The following is a 23,449-nucleotide window of genomic DNA, read 5'->3' as shown; positions in this document are numbered from 1 at the left end:
GTTTTTTGTTATACATTTTGTTGCTTATAGAAAATGAATGTGTTGTGTACATCTAAATTTACATATAGAATCTGAATATCAAACGTTAAATTGAGGAGTTATTAAATGACAAAAAAACAAAAAAGGTTGAAAAAGAGTTTATCTGAAGAAAAAGCAAGAGTCAGATTATATAAATCGGGGAAAAATTGGGTTAAAGTTGGTATTAGAGAATTTGAAATATTGAGAATCATGGGAATGCCCTTTATTAGCAATGAAATAAAAGAAACTGAAAAAATGCAAAATAAAACGTTGTCAAAAAATATGTTGAAAGCAACTACTTTGCTAGGCGGAACATTTGTGACTACGGCGTTAAACGCGCAAGAAGCGTTTGCGGCATCTGAATTGCCTTCTACTTCAGAATTATCAACACAAAGTGAAACAATAGGGAATCAAAATTCAACAGCAATCGATAGTTCAGAAAAAGCAATAACTTCAGAATCAGCAAATGAAAATGCTACGTCTGAAGAAGCCGATCAAACAACAAGCTCAGAATCAACAAGCGAAAATGCAACATCTGAAGAAGCCGATCAAACAACAAGTTCAGAATCAGCAAACGAAAATGCAACATCTGAAGAAGCCGATCAATCAACAAGTTCAGAATCAGCAAACGAAAATGCAACATCTGAAAAAGCAGACAAAACAACAAATTCAGAATCAGCAAATAAAAATACTACATCTGAAAAAACGAATCAAACAACAAATTCAGAATCATCAGACAAAAATACTGCATCTGAAGAATCAAATCAAAAAGCAAGTTCAGAATCAGCAGATGAAAAAGTTGCGTCTGAAAAAGCAAGTACAACAACATCAACGTCAAATCCTCAAACATCTACATCAGAGCCTTCAACATCAAACAGCACAAGCTTATCAACTTCTTATAGTGAGTCTAATAGTGCGGCACCACTGCGATTAAGAGCATTGAGCACGTTTTCTGGTACGCGTATGCTTGCTGCAGCGGCGATTACCACACAAACCAATACGTATACAGGTGTAGGAACAGATAAGTATAACAATGTCCCAATCTACTATAAACTCACTGTTGTCAACAACGGTGATGGTACGGTGACGTTTACTTATGATTTATCTTATGATAACCCTAATACACCTGCAGCAGATGCACCAACTAATCTATCAACTAGAACTTTTACAAGTAATACAAGAACGACCGCACCATTAATCACATTAGGTAGTGGGTACGGAAGTATTACGTCGGTAAAATCAGGTCCAACCAACACGGCATACACCGATAATTATGTAACTAGTGGTAATCCGGCTATTACTAAAACAGGTGGCGGTTATACATGGACCAATTCCAACTTGAATGGTACGCAAGGAAATAGAAGTTACGGTATACGTTCAACTTTTACTGTTCCAATTACTAATCCGAATGGGGATCTATCATTTAAATTTACACCATTTGCTACCCAAGATGACGGTTCAACTTTAGGTAACTACTTTTCAACAACAGTTAACGCTGTGGAACCGTCAGCATCAACAAGTCAAAGCACAGCAAATTCAGTGAGTACATCAACAAGTCAAAGTACAGCAAACTCAGTAAGCGCATCAACAAGTCAAAGTATAGTGGATTCAGTAAGTGCATCGACGAGTCAAAGTATAGCGAACTCAACAAGCGCGTCAACAAGTCAAAGTACAGCGAATTCAGTGAGTGCATCGACGAGTCAAAGTACAGCGAACTCAGTGAGTGCATCAACGAGTCAAAGTATAGCGAACTCAACAAGCGCATCAACAAGTCAAAGTATAGCGAACTCAACAAGCGCATCAACGAGTCAAAGCGCATCGAATTCAGTGAGTGCATCAACAAGCCAAAGTACATCGAATTCAGTAAGTGCGTCGACGAGTCAAAGTACATCGAATTCAGTAAGTGCATCGACGAGCCAAAGTACAGCGAACTCAGTAAGTGCGTCAACGAGCCAAAGCGCATCGAATTCAGTAAGCGCATCGACGAGTCAAAGTACATCGAATTCAGTAAGTGCATCGACGAGTCAAAGTACATCGAACTCAGTGAGTGCATCGACGAGCCAAAGTACAGCGAACTCAGTAAGTGCGTCAACGAGCCAAAGCGCATCGAATTCAGTAAGCGCATCAACGAGTCAAAGTACATCGAATTCAGTGAGTGCATCAACAAGCCAAAGTACATCGAATTCAGTAAGTGCGTCGACGAGTCAAAGTACATCGAATTCAGTAAGTGCATCGACAAGCCAAAGCACATCGAATTCAGTAAGCGCATCGACATCAGAAAGTGCATCAACAAGCACGAGTGTGTCTGACTCGACAAGCGCATCAACGTCAGTAAGCGAGTCAACAAGCACGAGCGAATCCGACTCAACAAGTACATCAACGTCATTAAGTGGATCAGAAAGCACGAGCGTATCTGACTCAACAAGTGAGTCAACGTCATTAAGTGAGTCAGAAAGTACAAGTGTGTCCGATTCAACGAGTACTTCAACATCATTAAGTGAATCAGAAAGTACGAGCGTATCTGATTCAACAAGTGCCTCGACTTCAGTAAGTGCGTCAGAAAGCACAAGTGTATCTGACTCAACAAGTGCATCAACATCAGTAAGCGAGTCAACAAGCACAAGCGTGTCCGATTCAACAAGTGAGTCAACATCATTAAGTGGATCAACGAGCACAAGTGTGTCGGATTCAACAAGTGCGTCAACGTCAGTAAGTGAATCAGAAAGTACGAGCGAATCAGACTCAACAAGTACGTCAACGTCATTAAGTGGATCAGAAAGCACGAGCGTATCGGATTCAACAAGTACTTCGACATCATTAAGTGAATCAGAAAGCACAAGCGTATCGGATTCAACAAGTGCGTCAACGTCACTAAGTGCATCAACGAGCACAAGCGTATCTGATTCAACAAGTACGTCGACATCATTAAGTGAATCAACAAGCACAAGCGTATCTGACTCAACAAGTGCCTCGACTTCAGTAAGTGAATCAGAAAGTACGAGCGTGTCAGACTCAACAAGTGCTTCAACATCACTAAGTGCGTCAGAAAGCACAAGCGTATCTGATTCAACAAGTGCGTCGACATCATTAAGTGCCTCAACGAGCACAAGCGTATCTGATTCAACAAGTACGTCGACATCACTAAGTGCGTCAGAAAGCACAAGCGTATCTGATTCAACAAGTACGTCGACATCATTAAGTGCCTCAACGAGCACAAGCATGTCTGATTCAACGAGCACGTCAACATCATTAAGTGAGTCAGAAAGCACGAGCGTGTCAGACTCAACAAGTGCGTCAACATCAGAAAGTGCATCTACGAGCACAAGCGTATCTGATTCAACAAGTACATCGACATCACTAAGTGCGTCAGAAAGCACGAGCGTGTCAGACTCAACGAGTGCTTCAACATCAGAAAGTGCATCTACGAGCACAAGCGTATCGGATTCAACAAGTACATCAACGTCATTAAGTGGATCAGAAAGCACAAGCGTATCTGACTCAACAAGTGCTTCAACGTCATTAAGTGAATCAACAAGCACGAGCGTATCAGATTCAACAAGTGCCTCGACTTCAGTAAGCGAGTCAACAAGCACAAGCGTATCGGATTCAACAAGCACATCGACATCATTAAGTGCGTCAGAAAGCACAAGCGTATCTGCCTCAACAAGTGCGTCAGAAAGCACAAGCGTATCTGATTCAACAAGTACGTCGACATCATTAAGTGAGTCAACAAGCACAAGCATGTCTGACTCAGGAAATGGATCAACATCAGAAAGACCTTCAACAAGCATAAGCGTATCTGATTCAACAAGCGCATCAACGTCAGTAAGTCCATCAGAAAGTGGATCAACAAGCACAAGTATGTCTGGCTCAGCAAATGGATCAACAAGCATAAGCGTATCTGATTCAACAAGCACGTCAACATCAGAGAGCTCTTCAACAAGTACAAGCATGTCTGGATTAGAAAGTGGCTCAACATCATTGAGTCATACAGATTCAACAGGTACATCAGATGACATGCGTACAACGAAAAAAGATGGTAACGCGCAACGCAATACTGAATTACCTGAAACTGGTGAAGACGGGACATCTCAAAACGGTTTAATGGCTGGTGTTGTCGCATTATTAGCCGGATTAGGATTGATGAAAAAAAAGAAAAAAGATAAAAACGAAGGTAATGATAAAGCTTAAATCATCAAGCTTTAGAAATAGTTTGTTTTTAAAATTAAAAGGTTGAAGCACGAATTCTTAGAGTATAAGATAGTAAAACGTAAACTTTGGAAATGGCCAGTTTCTAAAGTGGGATTATATAAGTCATTCAACAAAACAATAAAATCGTTATTCATCTATTAATGGTAATAGTAGGGTGCTATGCGTTACTGATGATGACTAAACGCCAATAACGCATAGATTGTTTATAGAAACATAATCGATCTGATTTACTCAATGTTGTGTGTCTTAAACCAGAATTGTATCAAGTGAGTCGCTACTGCAATAACGAGATGAGAGGCGCTAAATGATTTTAGCCCTCTCCTCTAACATTTTGGCTCATGTGTACTTGAGTTTAAATCCTGAAGCGTATGTGTTTACTAAAATTTCACTCAAGGAATAGTGCTTTAGCCTATTTTTATATTAAAAGAGGTAAATGATGAGAAGAATAATTAAAAATATGGAATATAAAATTTTATATAAACGTATCATGTTTACTTGCTTAGTTTTATTTGTTTATATGATCGGAACTAACATAGCTATTATCCCTGATCAAGAAAGAAAATCAGGTCATAGCTTTATAGAATTAGGGATATCTAATGTTGGTGGTGATTTAAGTCGTCTCAATATTTTTACACTGGGGTTAGGCCCGTGGTTGACGGCTATGATTATTTTAATGCTATTTGCATACAGAAATATGGACAAGTATGCTAAACAAACTAAAGCTGAACGCCATTATAAAGAAAAATTATTAACATTATTTTTAAGTGTGATACAGGGTTCTTTCGTGGTCCATCAAAATATCACAACCATTCAAGATCATCATCTCAATCCATTTGTCGTATTACTTGTGTTAGTGACAGGGGCAATGTTGTTAGTTTGGCTTGCTGATCGTAACATGAGATTCGGATTGGCTGGACCCATGCCTATCGTGATGTTAAGTATCATTAAATCCATTTTTTATCAAGGTGCCATCAATCTATCCGTGAGTACGTTGACTATTGTGATTATCATTACAGTTCTTGTCATCGTCTTGCTCATCTTATTGTTTATTGAGTTGGTAGAACGGCATTTGTTTTATAAAGATATTATGAATGTGTCTTCGCAGGACATTGTTACATATGTTGCATGGAAGTATAATCCAGCAGGCAGCATTTCAATCATGGTGAGTCTATCGCTATTTACGATATTTAATATGTTGATACAGCTGCTTACACTTGTCATACCTATTCGTTTTGATATTTCCGATTTTCTGACTTTAACGAATCCTAAGGGTGTCACGCTATACTTATTACTACAATTAGTATTGGGCTATTTTTTATCACGCTTTTTAATTAATACGCCCCAAAAAACGAAAGACTTTTTGAAAAGTGGGAATTACTTTTCGGGCATCTATCCTGGAGAAGATACGGATCATTATTTAAATAAAGTTGCAAGACGTGTTTGCTTTATAGGTGCGATGACGGTCACATTGATTATTGGTATACCGTTATATTGTGCTTTATTAGTACCACATTTATCACAAGAAATATTTTTTATTATTCAATTGGTGATGTTGGTTTATATCAGTGTAAATATTGCTGAAACAATCAAAACATATTTATATTTTGATGAATATAAGTTGTTCTTGAACAAATATTGGTAAGGGGGATATCATGAAATATTTTATACCGTCTTGGTATCAGTCTAGTCGCTGGTGGGCAACAACACCTGTGCCATATTTTCAAGAAAGTAAACAGACTGATTTTGATGATATGCACAGTCTGATGAAAATGCATTATAACAATCAATCTCAGTTTCAAATTGTCGTGTTGAATTACGCTCCTCATTTAAGAACCTATTTACATCGGCATGATTTATATGAGGCATCGTATTGGTCACTCTTTGATGAGATACAGGGGTTTACAGATCAAAACATGCGCTTATGTCATTTTAAAGATTTGCCTTGGTCTGATGAGACAGAATTGATGTATACGCCTTATATGGTGCGCGCGATAACGAGTGAATCAACGTATACGCATATTTATTTTAGTCAAGATGGCTATATCACATGGTTTGAAGAATTTGAATCGCAGCGTAAAGTCAGACGATTTGTTATGGATGATCGAGGGTTTATCTCATCTATTATTGATTATGACCATAAAGGTGATGAAAAGGAGCAACACTATTTAACAGTAGATGGGGATGTCATTTTAACTGAGAATTGTATCGATCATACCGTTGTAGTAAGTGAAAAATATAGCGATGACTTTAATCAAGTCCAATATGCACACATGACGGAAGTGATTGATGAAAAATTTGCGAAATATGATGCGTCGAAAATGAATCCATCAGCACCTGTTATTGTGGCAGCAGATGAACGACACAATCATATTATTACGAGACATTTACCATTTAAGCGCATTTGTTTTTCAGTATTTCAAAACCGGAACCCAATACCGACGACAACATTGCTTTCTTCTATGAAACTCGGAAAATATTGGCTCGTAGACCGTAGTAGTACTGAACAGAGACTGAGACAATACCATACTGACAATCATTTAAGCAATGAGTTAATGAAAATCACACCTTTTGATGCGCAAAATTCACCCAATAAAAGTAGCCAATTGTCCGAAACGTATATTGGCTTATGGTTGGATAGTTTAGATGACCAACAATTACAAAGCGTCATGTCTATCATCGTTCCGTTTATCAAGAAAGATGTGAAGTATCGTCTCAAACTATTAACGAGATCTGAAAAACAAACCTTACCTACCTGGTTGTTAACGTTGATGGATGATGAGAATGAACAATTCAATCGTACACCTTTAGATCCACAAGGCGTTGCACCGCTTATAGAATCAGAGCAAGAACAAATTAAAAAGGTGGATATTGTCCATGTTCCGTTTGAAAAAGATATGGTAGAGGCATTGTTAAATATGAGAGTCATTGTGGATTTAGGTGTCGAGCCAGACTTATACCTACAAATCAGTAGTATAGGGTCAGGCATCCCACAAATTAATCAAATGCATTCGGAATATGTTGAAGATCAGGAAAATGGTATGATTATCGATCATTTCCATGAACTAGAAGGGGCTTTAGATTATTTTTTAACCCATTTAAAAAACTGGAACTTTGCTTATGCGACGTCTCTAAAATTAATGGATAAATACACATATAGTAACATTGTAAAACAATTAGATGAATTATTAGTAGGTGATCATCATGGCTCGTCAATTTAATGTACTGCAAATCGGAGGGCGAGATTTAGAACAACAATTTCAACATAAAGCGAATGTGACATGGGATTATTTTGACATCTCTTTGTTCGATTTTGACAGCCATTATCGTCAAGCGATAGCTGATGTGCTTGATCAAAATGGTGGCTTTGATTTTGTGTTTGTTCAAACAAACTTTTCATATATGTTAATGGATGTGTTAGAGCAAGTCAGTACGCCATACAATACGTATATCGATCAGCAATATTGGTCTCGTCATTTTGAAGCGCAAGCAGTCGTTAAGGAAAATTATATTAGACCCTTTATTTATGAAGATGAACAAGTGCTCTACGAAAAATTAGATGCGATTACATTTTCTGGGCAGTATGGAGATAAAATATCCCCTAAAATGGCGACGGTTAACGCTAAATGGATGCCAAACACTACATTTTTCGGGAATACACAGTTGGTCATTGCCGGGGATTTTGGCGATACTTTTACCCCTGTTTTGTCATGGCAAAATAATTTAATTTATGACAAACATAAAGTGATTCAAATATGGCCTGAATTTACGTTGGAAGATGATGCTGAACTGCGCTATACGTTTCGCCTCATTAAAAGTGGGACAACCGACAATGTCATTGAAGAAATCACTTTGCTTCACCACGAACTTGACGAACCTTTAGAGATTGCTGCCAAACCCTTTGATGCCTATATTAGTGTTGCTGTTAAAGCGCGCGGAAAAGGTGTGATTCATATCGGTGCGATACACAAACGCTGGTCTCGTTTAGATATGGGTCAGTTTATTTTAGGGGGACAAAGGTATTCAGATCCTCAACGACAAGAGCTCATGTATTACTTTAATCCAGGTGATTTGAAACCACCATTGAATGTATATTTTAGTGGTTATCGTTCAGCAGAAGGGTTTGAAGGTTTTTTTATGATGAAAAATTTAAAGGCCCCATTTTTATTAATCAGTGATCCACGTATTGAAGGTGGCGCCTTTTATTTAGGATCTGAGGCGTATCAAAACAAGGTCGTGGAGGTCATTAAACAATCATTAATAGCGTTAGCATTCGAACCGCATGAATTAATATTATCAGGATTATCTATGGGTTCATTTGGGGCACTATACTATGGCTTACAACTGCAACCCTCTGCCATTATTGTCGGGAAACCTTTAATTAATATAGGGACGATTGCACAAAATATGGCGCTCCTAAGACCAGAAGATTTTGGGACGGCACTGGATGTTTTGTTACAAAGTGAAGGGGACGCATCACAAAAAAGCATCGACGGATTGAATGAAACGTTTTGGCGACAAATAGAACAAGCACATATTTCACAAACAACATTTGGTATAGCTTACATGGAACATGATGACTATGACCCTAATGCTTACGAAGATTTATTGCCCTATTTAACGGCTCAACAAGCACGTGTGATGACGAGAAGTGTACCAGGTCGGCATAATGACGATTCACCAACAATTACGAATTGGTTTGTAAACTTTTACCAACTGATTTTAGGTACTGATTATGGGAGAGTGTATGATCATGGCTAATCGCACACATACAATAAAATGGAAAACAATTCATCAAGACACCTTTATGTATGGTAGCAAAGTAACATTTCACCCATGCGTTACAGAATTTGAAAATCCGTTAATGCCTTCAGGGTTGCCTATTCATAAATGGCGTATGTTGACAAATTTTTCCAGAGATAAAGATACGCCACAATTACCCATATTAAAGAGGCAACACACCTATCGTTTTGATTTTGATTATAGTGTGACGCCAGAGCAATCCGTTTATTTTATATTCATATGCTTGGGTAAAAATGGTGAAGAAATGGAGCGACATATTGTTAAAGAGAAACAAGTGGATATCATCTTTCCAGAAGGCGCCTACAGCTACGAGATTAAACTCATGAATGCAGGTGCTGAGCGCTTGTTGTTTCGTGAAATGACGATAACACCATTGAATGAGAAAGAAAAACCCGATATGGTCATCTCTGACGTCATTAACGAAATAAGCGATGGAAATTATAAAAATATTATTATCATTGAACCTACGACGTTTAACTATGAATCTGTTATCAGAAGCGTGAAACATTTGAATAATGTCATCACTGTTGATCAATGGTGGCAAGGTGATCTCTCATCTAATATTAAAAAAATGTGTGACTATTTTGCGCCGTTATGTCAAAAAAGCGAGGTTCATTTTGTAGGATTTGGAGCGAAATCGAATGTGATTGCACAAATTTTAGGTAACTTGCTAGAGAGTCAGACGTTTCGTACAACGCATGATGATTCAGCCATTTTACGTGAAATGAGTGAAGATTTAGCGACACATCATGTGATCAACAATCAGACGGTGATTTATGACGCGGATTATCACCACAAAGATATTCCTAACTATTTGGCGGATTTTATCAATCCTGTCACGAAATTGAATGAATTGGATACGTTTGTGCTGAATGATGGAGGTGGCGATCATGTTTAATATACATCGTACAATTAACGACCTACGTGTACGCCGTCTTCAAAAGAGGTTGAAGCAAGTGAATGCGTGGAGTGAAAAGGTTAAACATTATTCTGATGAAGAGCTGCAAAATCAAACAGTGCGATTTAAACAACGATTAGAAAATGGACAACAAACACTTGATGATTTATTGCCAGAAGCCTATGCGGTTGTCAGAGAAGCGAGTTTTCGTATTTTGGGGATGTATCACAAAGATGTGCAAGTTCTAGGTGCGATTGTATTACATGATGGCAATATCGCTGAAATGCAGACGGGTGAGGGAAAGACATTAACTGCGACCATGCCGTTATACTTAAATGCCTTAGTGGGTAAGCCTGCATTTTTAATTACAACAAACGACTATTTGGCCAACCGTGATTGTGAAGAAATGCGACCCTTATTTGAGTGGCTAGGCTTAACAGTGAGTTTAGGATTTGTAGATATTCCTGATTATGAGTATCAGCCAGGTGAGAAACGACGCATCTACAGCAATGATATTATTTATACGACGAACGGTAGATTAGGTTTTGATTATTTGATAGACAATTTAGCTGATAGTCAGCAAGGCAAGTTTATTACAGAGCTGAACTTTGCCATTATTGATGAAGTGGATTCTATTATATTAGATGCAGCACAGACCCCATTAGTCATATCAGGGGCGCCAAGAGTTCAATCTAATTTGTTTCATATTGTTCAATCTTTTATTGAAACATTGGAAGAAGAGACACACTACGAATTAGATAAAACGAAAAAAGAAATTTGGTTAACAACAGACGGGATTCAGCTGGCCAACCATTACTTTAATATTTCAAATTTATATGACGATGCCCATTTCGACTTAGTTCGTATCATTAACTTATCTTTACGTGCGCAACATTTATTTGAGTCAAATATGGACTATTTTATCTACAATGGTGAAGTCATACTCATTGATAGAATTACAGGACGGATGTTGCCAGGAACTAAGTTGCAGTCAGGTTTACATCAAGCGATTGAGGCCAAAGAAGACGTAGAAATTTCAAGAGATATGAGTGTGATGGCGACGATTACGTTTCAGAACTTATTTAACCTGTTTACTAAGTTTTCTGGTATGACCGCAACAGCCAAATTGGGAGAACTTGAGTTTTCGGACCTTTATGGCAAAATAGTCGTTCAAATTCCAACAGCTCAGCCGATTCAAAGGTTGGATGATAAAGATCGCGTTTTTATGACGATGGACCAGAAAAATGAAGCCATATTAAATCAAGTCAAAACGCTACGACAAATCGGCAGACCTGTGTTGGTCATCACTCGAACAGCAGAGGTCGCGGAATATTTTTCCGATCAACTCTTTCAATTAGACATTCCGAATAATTTACTCATTGCACAAAATGTAGCAAAAGAAGCTGAAATGATAGCTGAAGCCGGTCAAATCGGTGCGGTAACAGTTGCAACGAGTATGGCAGGTAGAGGTACAGATATTAAGTTAGGTCCCGGTGTGGAAGCGATGGGGGGACTCGCTGTTATCATTAATGAACATATGGAAAATAGTCGGATTGATAAACAACTTAGAGGTAGAGCAGGTAGACAAGGGGATTTAGGCTCATCTCAAATTTATATTTCATTAGAAGACTACTTAGTACAACGATACAGTGATTCCAATTTAATCGAAAATCAAAAACTGCAGACCCTCCATTCAAATCAATTGGAAGAGAGTCCGCTATTCCAACGTCGCGTGAAACGAATGGTCAAAAAGGCACAGAAAATTTCAGAAGAAAAAGGCATTGTCGCGCGGGAGTTGGCGAATGAATTTGAAAAAAGTATTAGTATCCAACGAGAATTAATATATCAAGAACGTAATCGCATCATTAACATGGAAAGTGTTGATGCGCTTGATTTAAATCGATTGGCATATGATGTTTTTAAAGAAGATATTAAAAATATGGGTGTCATCCATGTTCGCGCGTTACGAGAATATATTTATAAAAATATTAGCTTCCAATTTAAAGGGGATTTGTCACATATTAATGTCAACAATCATGATGAAGTGATTCAATTTTTAATGGATCAGTTTAAACAACAGCAACAATATCAAAAAGAAAATTTAGCTGATCCATATCGATTTCATCAATTTATGCGCAAGGTTATCTTGAAAGCGATTGATTCTTGTTGGATTACGCAAGTGGACAATTTACAACAGCTTAAATCAAGTATCAATAACAGACAAAACGGTCAAAGAAATGCAATTTTCGAGTACCATAGAGTATCGTTAGAATCATTTAATGTGATGACGCAAAGAATTAAGAAACGGATTGTAATCAACACGTGTCTCAGCATGATGACATTAGATAAAGAAGGGGATATGGTCATTCATTTTCCATAGAAGAGGTGTAATTGTATGACGATTTATAGTATTAACTTTGGAATCGGGTGGGCAAGTAGTGGTGTCGAATATGCACAAGCCTATAGAGCTAAGTTATTAAGACATACGAATGAAACAGCTCGATTTATCTTTTTAGACTTTATTCAACATGAAAATATTCAAGCATTAACACATAATATAGGATTTCGAAACGACGAAGTGATTTGGTTATATCAATACTTTACTGACATCCCCATTGCACCTACGACCTATCGCGTTGACGACTTGATTAATGATTTGAGCAATCCGGTACAACGGGTGGAACATGTTGGGAAAATTAAGCGTTTGATATTGGATAACAACGCAACATTTGTGACATGCTATTTGACGAACGAAGATACGGATATTGTGCACCGTGCTGAATTTGTCATTAATGGAATGCTAGTTAGAAAAGATTTTTATAGTTATGTCAGAGTCTTTTCAGAGTATTATGCGCCAAAAGACAATCAAGCGACATTGTATATGCGTCAATTTTATAATGAAGACGGCTCTATTGCTTATCAAGAGTATATGGCTAAAGATGCCAAGCAAAGTATTTACCGGTTTGATGATATGATTTGTTATGGAAAGCTTGAGCTTATTGCATATTTTATTAAAAAATTACAGTTGTCATCAGAAGATATAGTCATACTTGACCGTGCATCTGAAATTGGTCAAGCCGTACTTCAGAACAAGGGTGAAAGTCGTATCGGTGTTGTTGTACACGCAGAACATTTCAGTGAAAATCTCACGGACGATGACAATATACTGTGGAATAATTATTATGAATATCAGTTTTCTCGAGCAAATGATTTTGATTTCTTCATAACTGCAACAGAAGTGCAAAATCGAATCTTATCTGAACAATTGTTGAAGTATAAAGGGCTGAAACCTAGAATATTTACAATTCCTGTAGGGAGTCTTGAAAAATTAAAAGAACCTGAATCCCATGGACGTCAACCTTACGCCATCATGACAGCATCTAGATTGGCCAGTGAAAAGCATCTAGATTGGTTGATTAAAGCGGTGATGAAAGCGAAAGTAGAGGTGCCACAATTAACTTTTGATATCTACGGTGAAGGTGGCGAAAAAGAGCAATTAACGACACTCGTTCATACGAATGAAGCACAGGACTACATCAAGTTGCGAGGGCATGTGAACTTATCTAAAGTATACGCCCAATATGAATTGTTTTTGTCAGGTTCGACAAGTGAAGGCTTTGGATTAACACTCATGGAAGCGGTAGGATCCGGACTCGGTATGATTGGATTAGATGTCAATTATGGCAATCCAACATTTATCAGTGATCAGAAAAATGGCTATTTAATCCCTTATAATACAGTGGAACAAACGATTGAAGATATTGCACGTGCGATTGTACAGTATTTCAATCATGGACCTACACATCCGCATGAGACTTCATATGCGATAGCAGAACCCTTTCTCACCACACATATTATTGATAAATGGAAGAATTTAATTTCAGAGGTGCTGTATGATTAAATTATTTGAAACATTTGATAAGCGTTCCGAAATGTTGTGGCGTTCACTAGAAAATATGGGGATGTCTCAATTAACGATTGTCATGAATGAAGATGGATTTTTACCTAAGAGCATTACGACACCTTATCAATTTTTCGCCGATTACCAGCCTAAAACGACAGACAAAGCGTTGTTTTTTAATGAATTACCTATTCCGGATTATTGGGAAATCGAAGGGTTTAATGATATCGCTTGGATTAAAGATATGGGAAAAGTGCGCGGAAAAATCATTTACAGTCCACATTTTAAAAGCCGTATCATTTCAAAAGTGGAATGGTTTGATACATCTGAACGTGTGAGATATGTCGATCATTATACGCAACATGGGGTGAAATTTGCAGAATCCGTATATGATACAGAAGGTCAATTGATACTGAAAAAATATGTGACGCAAGCAGGTAAAGAAGTCATCTATGAAAATTACGTAACAAAAGATGTAGTATTAGATTGGAATGGGAAAACATATCTTTTTGATTCACAAGCGAGTTTCATTCTGTTTTATCTAGAACAACTACAAATTGATTTGCGTCATATCATCATCAATTCGTTATCGGTACCGTTCACAGTGCTCTATAATTTGAATCAACCAGGTGCCGACTTAGTATTTTGGCAAGAACAAAGCCACGGTCAAATCCCAGGTAATATGAGCATGATTTTTAATGGGAAGATGCCAAGAAAAATGAATGTCATGATTAACGACAAAGATGAATATGACACGATAATGAAACACATAGACTCCGATGCACAGCGATACGTTCATCATGCAGGTTACGTGTATCATTATAATAGGAAGAACGGGTTATCGAACCATGTATTGACGTTAACGCATTCAGATCAATTAGACCATATCGAAACCATTGTGAGAGCATGTTCAGATATGACGTTTCACATTGCAGCATTAACTGAAATGTCATCAAAGTTAATGGCTTTAAATGCGTATGCCAATGTTAAACTTTATCCTGTCGCCAATAAGCAAACGATTGAAAATTTATTTGCGACGTGTGATATTTATTTAGACATCAATGCAGGTGCTGAAGTAGAGAATGCCATTGAACGTGCATTTTATCAAGATATGCTCATTTTAGGATATCGTGATACGGTTCATGCGCCGATGTATCTTTCTCAGGAAAACATCTATCCTAAAGAACAAGTCGAAAACTTAACGACCCAACTACAACGTATCAATAAAAATAGAGATATTCTATTAAGTCAATTGGCGAAACAACATCAAGCTGCCAATGAAATATCTCAACAAGATTTGAACCATCTGATGCGGCGTGTGCTTTCTTAATGATCAATCGGACTGTTGGAAAAGTTGAAATTCCTTTCCAGCAGTCCGATTTTTAAATATGTGCAAGTGTCGTAAGGCTAGAACGGGTTATCTTAATTTACGATTCTGTTGTTTATTAGGTACGACAAAATAAAGAATCGCAAAGACGATAATGGAGATAAAAGTGACGGTGGCTGTGATGGTCGGGCTTAAACCAAACAGAACAGACGACAAGACACATAGCGTACTCACAATGATGGCAATTAAATAAATACGTTCTTTTAATTTTTGCGACATGATTTCTCACCTCTTTTACAACTTAATCATATCAAAACGCCACATCGTTTCAACACTAAAATTTTGATGAAATACTATAAAAAAGTGTTCTATCATTGTCGATGATGGATGAATGTGATATATTCCAGAGTGACTTAAACGATTCAACGTATTAAAGTAAAGAAAAAGAGAGGATGAACGGTTTTGTCGCAACGGTCACAATGGAAATCGTCAACCGGCTTTATTTTAGCGAGTGCCGGTTCCGCGATTGGTCTAGGTGCACTATGGAAGTTTCCTTACATGGCGGGAATGTTCGGTGGTGGCGCATTTTTATTGATGTTTTTAATTTTCACCATTTTAGTAGGTCTGCCCTTACTGATTATGGAATTTGCGGTCGGTCAGCTCGGGCGCACGTATACTACAGAAATATTTGGTCAATTAACAGGGCACAAATGGTTAAACAGTATCGCCTGGATAGGTAATTTAGCTGTTTTTGTGTTGTTTAGTTTTTACAGTGTGATTGGCGGGTGGATTATCGTCTATCTCGGTTTTGTCCTTGGGCAACTGTTCCACATTGTACCGACACATCTTCATGACTTACAATTTCAAGATATCATCAGCCAACCGCTCTATGTCGTTACAGGACAAGCAGTGTTTATTGCTTTAACATGTGGAATCGTCATGCGTGGGGTACAACAAGGATTGGAAAAAGCATCGAAATTAATGATGCCATTATTATTAATCTTTTTAATCATCATCGTAGTGAAAACTTTATCGCTTGATGGCGCTATGGAAGGCGTACGTTTCTTATTTCAACCTCGTATTTCTGAAATCAATATGGAGTCCATGTTGTTCGCCTTAGGACAGTCCTTTTTTGCGCTGTCTTTAGGAACGACAGGAATGATGACATATGCGAGTTACGCTTCCAAAGACATGCCGATTAAAACATCTGCAGTGACGATTTTAGTTATGAACATTGCCATTGCGATATTAGCGGGTCTTGCGATTTTTCCAGCATTAGAAACGTTTGGCTATCAAGCAGAAGAGGGACCTGGCTTATTATTTATTATTTTGCCGCTCGTCTTTGAAAAAATGCAGTTTGGTACGATATTCTATGCGATTTTCTTAGTGCTCTTTTTATTCGCAGCGCTCACATCTTCTATTTCACTATTGGAGCTGAACGTGTCGAACTTCACACGTAACGATAACCGTAAACGTCCAACGATGGCATTGGTCATCAGCGTCATTGTTTTCATTGTCGGTGTACCTGCCACACTTTCATTTGGGCCGCTCAGTCACATTCAATTTGGTGCCGGTTCGATTTTTGATAATATGGATTTTGTCTTTTCAAATATTTTATTACCTGTCGGCGCATTAGCGTCCACACTGGCGATTGGTTATGCGATGGAAAAGGTACGATTGAAAGCAGGTTTTGGTAACGATCCTCTGAAATTATTTACGCTATGGTACATTTTCATTCGCTATCTTTTACCGGTTGTCATTTTATTAGTGTTTATATTGCAATTAGTGTAGAAATCGTAGGAACAGGACTGGGACATTGAAATTTTTGCTACTATGGAGGCAGTATTTTGTTTTACTACCCCGCCTAATAATTTGCAGTATTTGATTGCCCATATGGCTTCGCGTTCCCAGGGGCTGGTTCTTCAACTAACTAACGCTTGATTCAACAGTTACATTTGTTGATGCGTTAGTGGATTCTGGGAGCAGTACAGAAATCTCATGTGCAACAAAGATTTCGTAGTACTGCCCCCGCAAGGCTGACTAGACTTCTCAAAAGTGATCGCATTGAGAAGTCAGACAGCTACTGCGATAAACAGCAACCATGATTAAACATTAGAACTCGCATTAAGCCCTTGTATGATCCCTCGGGAGTCTCAGCCTTTTGGGCAATCTGACATCAAATGCAGTCACTTGGGGAAAGTTGTTGAAATGAGGACACCCCTATAACATCCAATGATGACGTCCCATGCATCCTCTGTTTTGACTGTTTGATCATCATTAATTACTATACGTCCATAAAAAGTTATGACTGGGGTCAATTCAATGTCCAGTCATTTTTATTTTGGGCGGTTATATTATTCATAAAAGCGATCGCCATCTAGTGCGCTATGTTTGGCGAAATGGCACAAATCACGAATCATGCGTTCGCGTAGTTCGGTCTCCCGCTCTGTTAATTTGAGGCCGTGCGCTTCTAAAATGTCGAGACGTCCCATCCAAAAAATCATATCTAAAATATGGTACGCCGACGAATAGTCCGGATGATCGTTACGAGACCAATTGAACGTTGCTTGCCATGTCGGTGTGACGGCTGACAATGCTTGATACAGTTGTCGGAAGGGCGCTTTGAAATGACAATTCGTAATAAGGTCACGCTGTTGTTGGGCAGTCGCAATATCCTCAAGTGGTGGTATGGGCCCGCCTAAACGTTCTAGCACACGTTGAAATTGACGTGGGGCTAATTTTTTTTGCTCATTTTTAATATAAATGTCGCCTTCAGCAGTAGTGAGACTTAAAAATACAGGGACATCGATGTTCTGGTAGTCTGGTTCGATATCGTCAGTGGCAACGGGTTGATACAACAGCTCTAAACCTTTCGATGGGCCATACTGCATTTGGTGTTTCGCCATTAAGGTTAATATGGTTTCTGCATCGAGTTCATGCCAAGGTGTCTTCGGATAGTGCTGTGCTTTTAATGCTGCAAAGGCGTCTGCTTTATCTTGTGCGACTTGTGGCGATTCCAAATGTAAAACCCCACTTAACATCACCGCATTTTTAATCCAAGGCCGGACTTTCGGCATACGCAACAATGCCGCAACACTCATCGCGCCCGCGGATTGTCCCATTAAGGTGAGGTGATTCGGATCTCCACCAAAATGGGCTATATTTTCACGCACCCATTGCAATGCACATATTTGATCGGACAAGCCATTATTTGCATCCCATTCCGAATTGATTGCAGACCAGTCTAAAAATCCAAGTGCTCCTAACCGATAATTGATTGTAACGACAATGACTGATTCACGTTTGACGATTTCGTGAGGATGATACAACGCTTGAGCACTATGACCATTGACGAAACTACCGCCATAAATAAACACGATGACTGGAAGCGGCTGATATGTTGGTTTTGTAGGACGCCAAATATTTAAAGTAAGACAGTCCTCACTCTGTGGGAAGTGTTGATCTTGCGTTGCGAAAAATGACTCTAATGAATTCGGTGGTTGAATGGGTACAGGACCAAACGAAGTCGCTTGAAAATCGTTCGGCCATGCCGGCATGAGTCGTGCATGCTTAAAACGTAATGTGCCGATAGGTGGTTGTGCATAAGGAATCCCTTTAAATACTTCATAGTCATGATGCTGTTCACCATGAATTGTGCCGATAGAAGTGTACAGTTGCATCGACCTCTCTCCTTTATGTCTTGAAATATGGCGCGTTATTGCTTTCATTATAACGTAAAAAAGTGTGTCGTCGATGAGAGAAAACAGCCTCCGATATGCCCCGTTATTAAAAGTTGCAATAGTTGTTTTTTAAAATAATTGAATTTTTCTAGCGCTTTGCATTGAAACAGAAGTGCATTTATCTTATAATTCATATGTATTAACTAAGAATTAGACGGTTGAAATGAGGGGACAGTGTTGAGAAACTTTGACTTGATTGGCCGGACACCGCTTGTACAACTCGAGCATTACAGTACAGACCGGGTTCAAATCTTCGCCAAACTGGAGATGCACAATCCAGGGGGAAGTGTGAAAGATCGATTAGCCAAATATTTAATTGAGCGTGCGATAGAAGAAGGTCAACTTCATCCCGGCGATCAAATTGTGGAAGCAACAGCAGGCAACACCGGGATTGGGCTAGCGATGGTTGCGAATCATTATGACATCAATTGTGTTATTTTTGCGCCAGAAGGTTTTTCAGAAGAGAAAATTTCGATTATGCGTGCACTTGGTGCTGAGATTCATCGTACGCCACAAGCATAAGGGATGCTTGGTGCACGACAATGGACCGAAGCATATGCGGATGAGACGGGTGCTTTTTATACCAATCAGTTTGAAACACGTCATAATCCAGCAGCATATCGTAATACATTGGCAGTTGAGCTCATTGAAGCCCTTCCAGATTTAGACTATTTTGTTGCAGGTGCAGGTTCGGGTGGGACATTTGCAGGCGTGGCAGAAGAACTCCAATCCCATGATGTGAAGTCGATTGTCGTTGAGCCAGCAGGTTCTATTCTCAGTGGTCAAGAAAAAGGACGTCATGATACAGAAGGCATTGGCGTAGAAGTGTGGCCACATTTTTTAAATGAAGAATGGATCGAAGCGGTCGAAGTGGTTTCGGACGCGATCGCATTTCAACACGTGAAAGACTTGGCGCGTTACGAAGGTATCTTAGCGGGGAGTTCTTCAGGCGCTGCATTAGAAGGCGCGATTCGAGCAGCAGCACGATTAGATCATGGAAAAGTCGTTACAATTTTTCCGGATAGCAGTGATCGATATATGTCGAAAAAAATATTTCAATACGGAGGAGATTTAAATGAATAAAAAAACATTATTAATCCATTGCGGTAACACAACAGATGATTACACAGGTGCTGTGACAACGCCGATATATCAAACGAGTACGTATGAACAAGATGCGATTGGGGAGTTAAGACAAGGTTTTGAATATTCACGTACAGCTAACCCAACGCGTTCATCATTGGAATCTGTTATCGCTGATTTAGAACATGGGAACTACGGTTTCGCATTCGGTTCAGGTATGGCGGCGATCAGTGCAGTCATCATGATGTTAGACCAAGGCGACCACATCATTGTCGGTTCTGACGTGTATGGGGGTTCATATCGTACAATGACACGCGTCTTCACACGTTTCGGTATTGAATTCGACTTTGTAAATACAACAGATGTTCAAAATATTGAAGATAAGATTAAAGACAATACGAAAATGTTATTTATCGAAACACCATCCAACCCACTCTTGCGCATTACAGACATTCAAGCGGTGAGTGAGATTGGCAAGCAGCACGACCTGATTACAGTCGTGGATAACACATTCATGACGCCATATTACCAAACACCGTTAACACTCGGTGCAGACATCGTTGTTCATTCAGCAACGAAATATTTAGGTGGTCATAGTGACGTCGTAGCTGGACTCGTTGCAGTAAAAGACGAATCACTCGCAGAACGTATCGCATTCGTCCAAAACTCAACAGGTGGCGTATTAGGACCTCAAGACAGTTACTTACTCATTCGTGGGATGAAAACATTAGGTCTACGTATGGAACAAATTGAACGTAACGCATTAGCAGTCGTAGAAATGTTGAACCAACATGACAAAGTGACGAAAGTGTATCATCCAAGCCAACCGTCACATTTAAATTACGACATACACCAAGCACAAGCAGACGGCACATCAGGCATCATTTCATTCGAAGTCGCGGATGTGGAAAAAGCAAAATTCCTTGTGAAACAAACGAAATACTTCACATTAGCAGAAAGTTTAGGTGCGGTCGAAAGTTTAATTTCTGTACCAAGCTTAATGACACATGCATCCATTCCAGCTGATATTCGTGCAAAAGAAGGGATTGCAGACGGTTTAGTACGTTTGTCATTAGGTATTGAAGATACAGATGATCTTGTAGAAGACTTAAAACAAGCACTTGACCAATTATAAGTCACATGGGATTGAGGGCGCAGTACATCGATAGGACTTACTGTAAACGTTGTGTTTTTACGGTTCGTGTTTTAGTGACAGAATGGGATGTCCTAGCGCCTCTTTCCCAAATAACCTGATGCACGTTGATAAAATTAATCACATTTGACAGCGCATGCCATGTCTCAATTTGAACATGGTATGGCTTTTTTTTATATGTCTGCCAAATGAAAATCGCAATCGTGGGCGTCCAATTTATATTATAATAGGTTGTAATAGAGTTAAACGGAGGAAATGCAATGTCAATTACAGAAAAACAGCGTCAACAACAAGCTGAATTACATAAAAAATTGTGGTCAATCGCGAATGATTTAAGAGGGAACATGGATGCGAGCGAGTTCCGTAATTATATTTTAGGGCTCATTTTCTATCGCTTCTTATCGGAAAAAGCAGAAGCAGAAGTCGCTGAAGCACTATCAGGCGAAGAAGTGACATATGAAGAAGCATGGGCAGATACTGAATATCAAGAAGACTTAAAAGGTGAATTGTTAGATACAGTCGGTTACTACATCGAGCCACAAGATTTGTTTAGCACAATGGTGAAAGAAATTGAAAATCAACGCTTTGATATCGAACATTTAGCGCAAGCGATTCGTAAAGTCGAAACGTCAACACTCGGTCAAGACAGTGAAGAAGACTTCATTGGCTTATTCAGTGACATGGATTTAAGTTCAACAAGATTAGGAAACACAGTGAAAGACCGTACAGCACTGTTAAGTAAAGTCATGGTGAACTTAGCGGACTTGCCGTTCGTTCATAGCGACATGGAAATTGATATGTTAGGGGACACATATGAGTTTTTAATCGGTCGTTTTGCGGCGAATGCAGGTAAAAAAGCAGGTGAATTCTACACCCCACAACAAGTATCAAAAATTTTAGCGCAAATCGTCACATTAGGTAAAGATAAATTACGCAATGTATATGACCCTACATGCGGATCAGGTTCATTACTATTACGTGTCGGTAAAGAAACGAAAGTCTACCGTTACAATGGACAAGAACGTAACAACACGACGTACAACTTAGCACGCATGAATATGTTGTTACACAATGTTCGTTATGAAAACTTTGACATTCAAAATGACGATACGTTAGAAAACCCAGCCTTTTTAGGAGAGAAATTCGACGCCGTTGTAGCCAATCCACCGTACAGTGCGAAATGGTCAGCAGACAGTAAATTTAATGATGACGACCGATTCAGTGGTTACGGCAAACTCGCACCGAAATCGAAAGCCGACTTCGCATTTATCCAACATTTGGTCCACTATTTAGACGACGAAGGCACAATGGCAGTCGTATTACCACATGGTGTCTTGTTCCGTGGCGCAGCAGAAGGGGTCATTCGACAATATCTCATTGAAGAGAAAAACTACTTGGACGCGGTCATTGGTTTACCCGCGAACATTTTCTACGGCACAAGCATTCCGACGTGTATTTTAGTGTTCAAAAAATGTCGTAAAGCCGATCAAGACGTGTTATTCATTGACGCATCAAACGCGTTCGAAAAAGGCAAAAACCAAAACCACCTGACAGACGAACACGTTGGAAAAATCATGAACACATACAAAAATAGAGAAACTATCGATAAATACAGCTACGCCGCAACATTACAAGAAATTGAAGACAACGACTACAACCTCAATATCCCACGCTACGTCGATACATTCGAGGAAGAAGCTCCGATAGACCTCGATCAAGTTCAACAAGACATCGCGAACATCGACAACGACATCGCACAAATCGAACAAGACATCGAGGGCTATTTAAAGGAATTAGGAGTGTTGCAGCATGACTAATTTAAAGAAAAATGTCCCAGAGTTACGATTTCCTGAGTTTAGTGGTGAGTGGGAAGAGAAGAAAATAAAACAGCTTTTTAAAGTTGTTTCTGGTTCTACACCACTTAGATCAAATAGTAATTATTATGAAAATGGAAATGTTCCATGGGTTAAAACAACAGATTTAAACAATACAATAATTACACAAACCTCTGAAAAAGTAACTGAAGAAGCAGTGCAAAAACTTAAATTAAAACTATTGCCTAAAAACACCTTGTTAATAGCTATGTATGGCGGATTCAATCAAATTGGTAGAACTGGGGTATTAAAAATACAAGCAACAACAAACCAAGCTATATCAGCTTTGCTAGAAATGGGAGACACTAATTCGAAATTTTTCCAAGCGTATTTAAATTTTAATGTTAAAAAATGGCACCGTGTTGCCGCAAGTAGTAGAAAAGATCCTAATATTACTAAAAAGGATATAGAAAATTTTAAAATCCCTAATACTAGTATTAAAG

Annotated in this window: 13 protein-coding genes and 3 pseudogenes; 14 read left to right on the top strand and 2 right to left on the bottom strand. The window is 38.8% G+C overall.

The genetic code is table 11. From position 1 onward, the window contains the following. Positions 1-105: 105 nt before the first annotated feature. From CD138_RS14835 to gtfB, 9 genes and pseudogenes are all read left to right on the top strand, one after another. A pseudogene (locus CD138_RS14835) lies at positions 106-228 on the top strand (KxYKxGKxW signal peptide domain-containing protein); the annotation flags it as partial. Positions 229-1,695: 1,467 nt separating this feature from the next. After that, positions 1,696-4,209, top strand: a pseudogene (locus tag CD138_RS13465) (LPXTG cell wall anchor domain-containing protein); the annotation flags it as partial. Between the two features lie 457 nt (positions 4,210-4,666). Beyond that, positions 4,667-5,872 carry an accessory Sec system protein translocase subunit SecY2 gene (secY2, locus tag CD138_RS13460; RefSeq protein ID WP_019169203.1) on the top strand — a complete coding sequence of 402 codons (1,206 nt, stop codon included), beginning with the start codon at positions 4,667-4,669 and terminating at the stop codon, positions 5,870-5,872. A gap of 10 nt (positions 5,873-5,882) precedes the next feature. Then, complete coding sequence (asp1, locus tag CD138_RS13455; RefSeq protein ID WP_019169204.1) at positions 5,883-7,448, top strand: accessory Sec system protein Asp1; 1,566 nt, start codon at positions 5,883-5,885, stop codon at positions 7,446-7,448. After that, positions 7,432-8,988: an accessory Sec system protein Asp2 gene (gene asp2 / locus CD138_RS13450; protein WP_019169205.1), complete on the top strand. Its 1,557-nt coding sequence runs from the start codon at positions 7,432-7,434 to the stop codon at positions 8,986-8,988. Before asp1 ends, asp2 begins: the two co-directional genes overlap by 17 nt. Next, positions 8,981-9,928 carry an accessory Sec system protein Asp3 gene (asp3, locus tag CD138_RS13445; protein WP_019169206.1) on the top strand — a complete coding sequence of 316 codons (948 nt, stop codon included), beginning with the start codon at positions 8,981-8,983 and terminating at the stop codon, positions 9,926-9,928. Before asp2 ends, asp3 begins: the two co-directional genes overlap by 8 nt. Next, positions 9,918-12,308, top strand: coding sequence for an accessory Sec system translocase SecA2 (secA2, locus tag CD138_RS13440; protein ID WP_373364651.1), 2,391 nt, complete (start codon positions 9,918-9,920; stop codon positions 12,306-12,308). The genes asp3 and secA2 overlap by 11 nt, the downstream gene beginning before the upstream one ends. A gap of 15 nt (positions 12,309-12,323) precedes the next feature. Further along, positions 12,324-13,829, top strand: coding sequence for an accessory Sec system glycosyltransferase GtfA (gene gtfA / locus CD138_RS13435; RefSeq protein WP_019169208.1), 1,506 nt, complete (start codon positions 12,324-12,326; stop codon positions 13,827-13,829). After that, positions 13,822-15,159, top strand: a complete 1,338-nt coding sequence (gene gtfB / locus CD138_RS13430; protein ID WP_019169209.1) for an accessory Sec system glycosylation chaperone GtfB — start codon at positions 13,822-13,824, stop codon at positions 15,157-15,159. The genes gtfA and gtfB overlap by 8 nt, the downstream gene beginning before the upstream one ends. Positions 15,160-15,246: 87 nt before the next feature. Here gtfB and CD138_RS13425 read toward each other — a convergent pair whose 3' ends face one another. After that, positions 15,247-15,435 (bottom strand): hypothetical protein, encoded by a 189-nt coding sequence (locus tag CD138_RS13425; protein WP_014614849.1) that lies wholly within the window; start codon positions 15,433-15,435, stop codon positions 15,247-15,249. 183 nt (positions 15,436-15,618) lie between these two features. Here CD138_RS13425 and CD138_RS13420 point away from each other — a divergent pair, with 183 nt between their 5' ends. Beyond that, complete coding sequence (locus CD138_RS13420) at positions 15,619-16,947, top strand: sodium-dependent transporter (protein ID WP_019169210.1); 1,329 nt, start codon at positions 15,619-15,621, stop codon at positions 16,945-16,947. 563 nt (positions 16,948-17,510) lie between these two features. Here CD138_RS13420 and CD138_RS13415 read toward each other — a convergent pair. After that, on the bottom strand, positions 17,511-18,836 hold the full coding sequence (locus tag CD138_RS13415; RefSeq protein ID WP_019169392.1) for a carboxylesterase family protein: 1,326 nt from the start codon (positions 18,834-18,836) through the stop codon (positions 17,511-17,513). Positions 18,837-19,073: 237 nt separating this feature from the next. On the opposite strand from CD138_RS13415, the pseudogene CD138_RS13410 reads away from it, so the two are divergent. The 4 genes and pseudogenes from CD138_RS13410 to CD138_RS13395 all read left to right on the top strand — a co-directional run. Beyond that, a pseudogene (locus tag CD138_RS13410) lies at positions 19,074-19,979 on the top strand (PLP-dependent cysteine synthase family protein). Further along, on the top strand, positions 19,972-21,114 hold the full coding sequence (locus CD138_RS13405) for a bifunctional cystathionine gamma-lyase/homocysteine desulfhydrase (protein ID WP_019169391.1): 1,143 nt from the start codon (positions 19,972-19,974) through the stop codon (positions 21,112-21,114). The pseudogene CD138_RS13410 and the gene CD138_RS13405 overlap by 8 nt, the downstream one beginning before the upstream one ends. 278 nt (positions 21,115-21,392) lie before the next feature. Further along, a complete protein-coding gene (locus CD138_RS13400; protein WP_096601842.1) occupies positions 21,393-22,949 on the top strand; it encodes a type I restriction-modification system subunit M in 1,557 nt (518 codons plus the stop codon). Beyond that, positions 22,942-23,449: restriction endonuclease subunit S (locus tag CD138_RS13395; RefSeq protein WP_180991069.1), on the top strand; the 508-nt coding region annotated here is incomplete at its 3' end. The genes CD138_RS13400 and CD138_RS13395, both read left to right, overlap by 8 nt.

It is taken from the genome of Staphylococcus intermedius NCTC 11048, from assembly GCF_002902385.1.
Taxonomy (GTDB): Bacteria; Bacillota; Bacilli; order Staphylococcales; family Staphylococcaceae; genus Staphylococcus; species Staphylococcus intermedius.
Note: the sequence above shows the minus strand (reverse complement) of the source record. Positions and strands in the feature narration are given on the sequence as shown.

Coding starts and splice junctions, on each gene's coding strand:
- secY2 (WP_019169203.1), top strand. CDS start 4,667: ATGAGAAGAATAATTAAAAATATGGAATATAAAATTTTATATAAACGT.
- asp1 (WP_019169204.1), top strand. CDS start 5,883: ATGAAATATTTTATACCGTCTTGGTATCAGTCTAGTCGCTGGTGGGCA.
- asp2 (WP_019169205.1), top strand. CDS start 7,432: ATGGCTCGTCAATTTAATGTACTGCAAATCGGAGGGCGAGATTTAGAA.
- asp3 (WP_019169206.1), top strand. CDS start 8,981: ATGGCTAATCGCACACATACAATAAAATGGAAAACAATTCATCAAGAC.
- gtfA (WP_019169208.1), top strand. CDS start 12,324: ATGACGATTTATAGTATTAACTTTGGAATCGGGTGGGCAAGTAGTGGT.
- gtfB (WP_019169209.1), top strand. CDS start 13,822: ATGATTAAATTATTTGAAACATTTGATAAGCGTTCCGAAATGTTGTGG.
- CD138_RS13425 (WP_014614849.1), bottom strand. CDS start 15,435: ATGTCGCAAAAATTAAAAGAACGTATTTATTTAATTGCCATCATTGTG.
- CD138_RS13415 (WP_019169392.1), bottom strand. CDS start 18,836: ATGCAACTGTACACTTCTATCGGCACAATTCATGGTGAACAGCATCAT.
- CD138_RS13405 (WP_019169391.1), top strand. CDS start 19,972: ATGAATAAAAAAACATTATTAATCCATTGCGGTAACACAACAGATGAT.
- CD138_RS13400 (WP_096601842.1), top strand. CDS start 21,393: ATGTCAATTACAGAAAAACAGCGTCAACAACAAGCTGAATTACATAAA.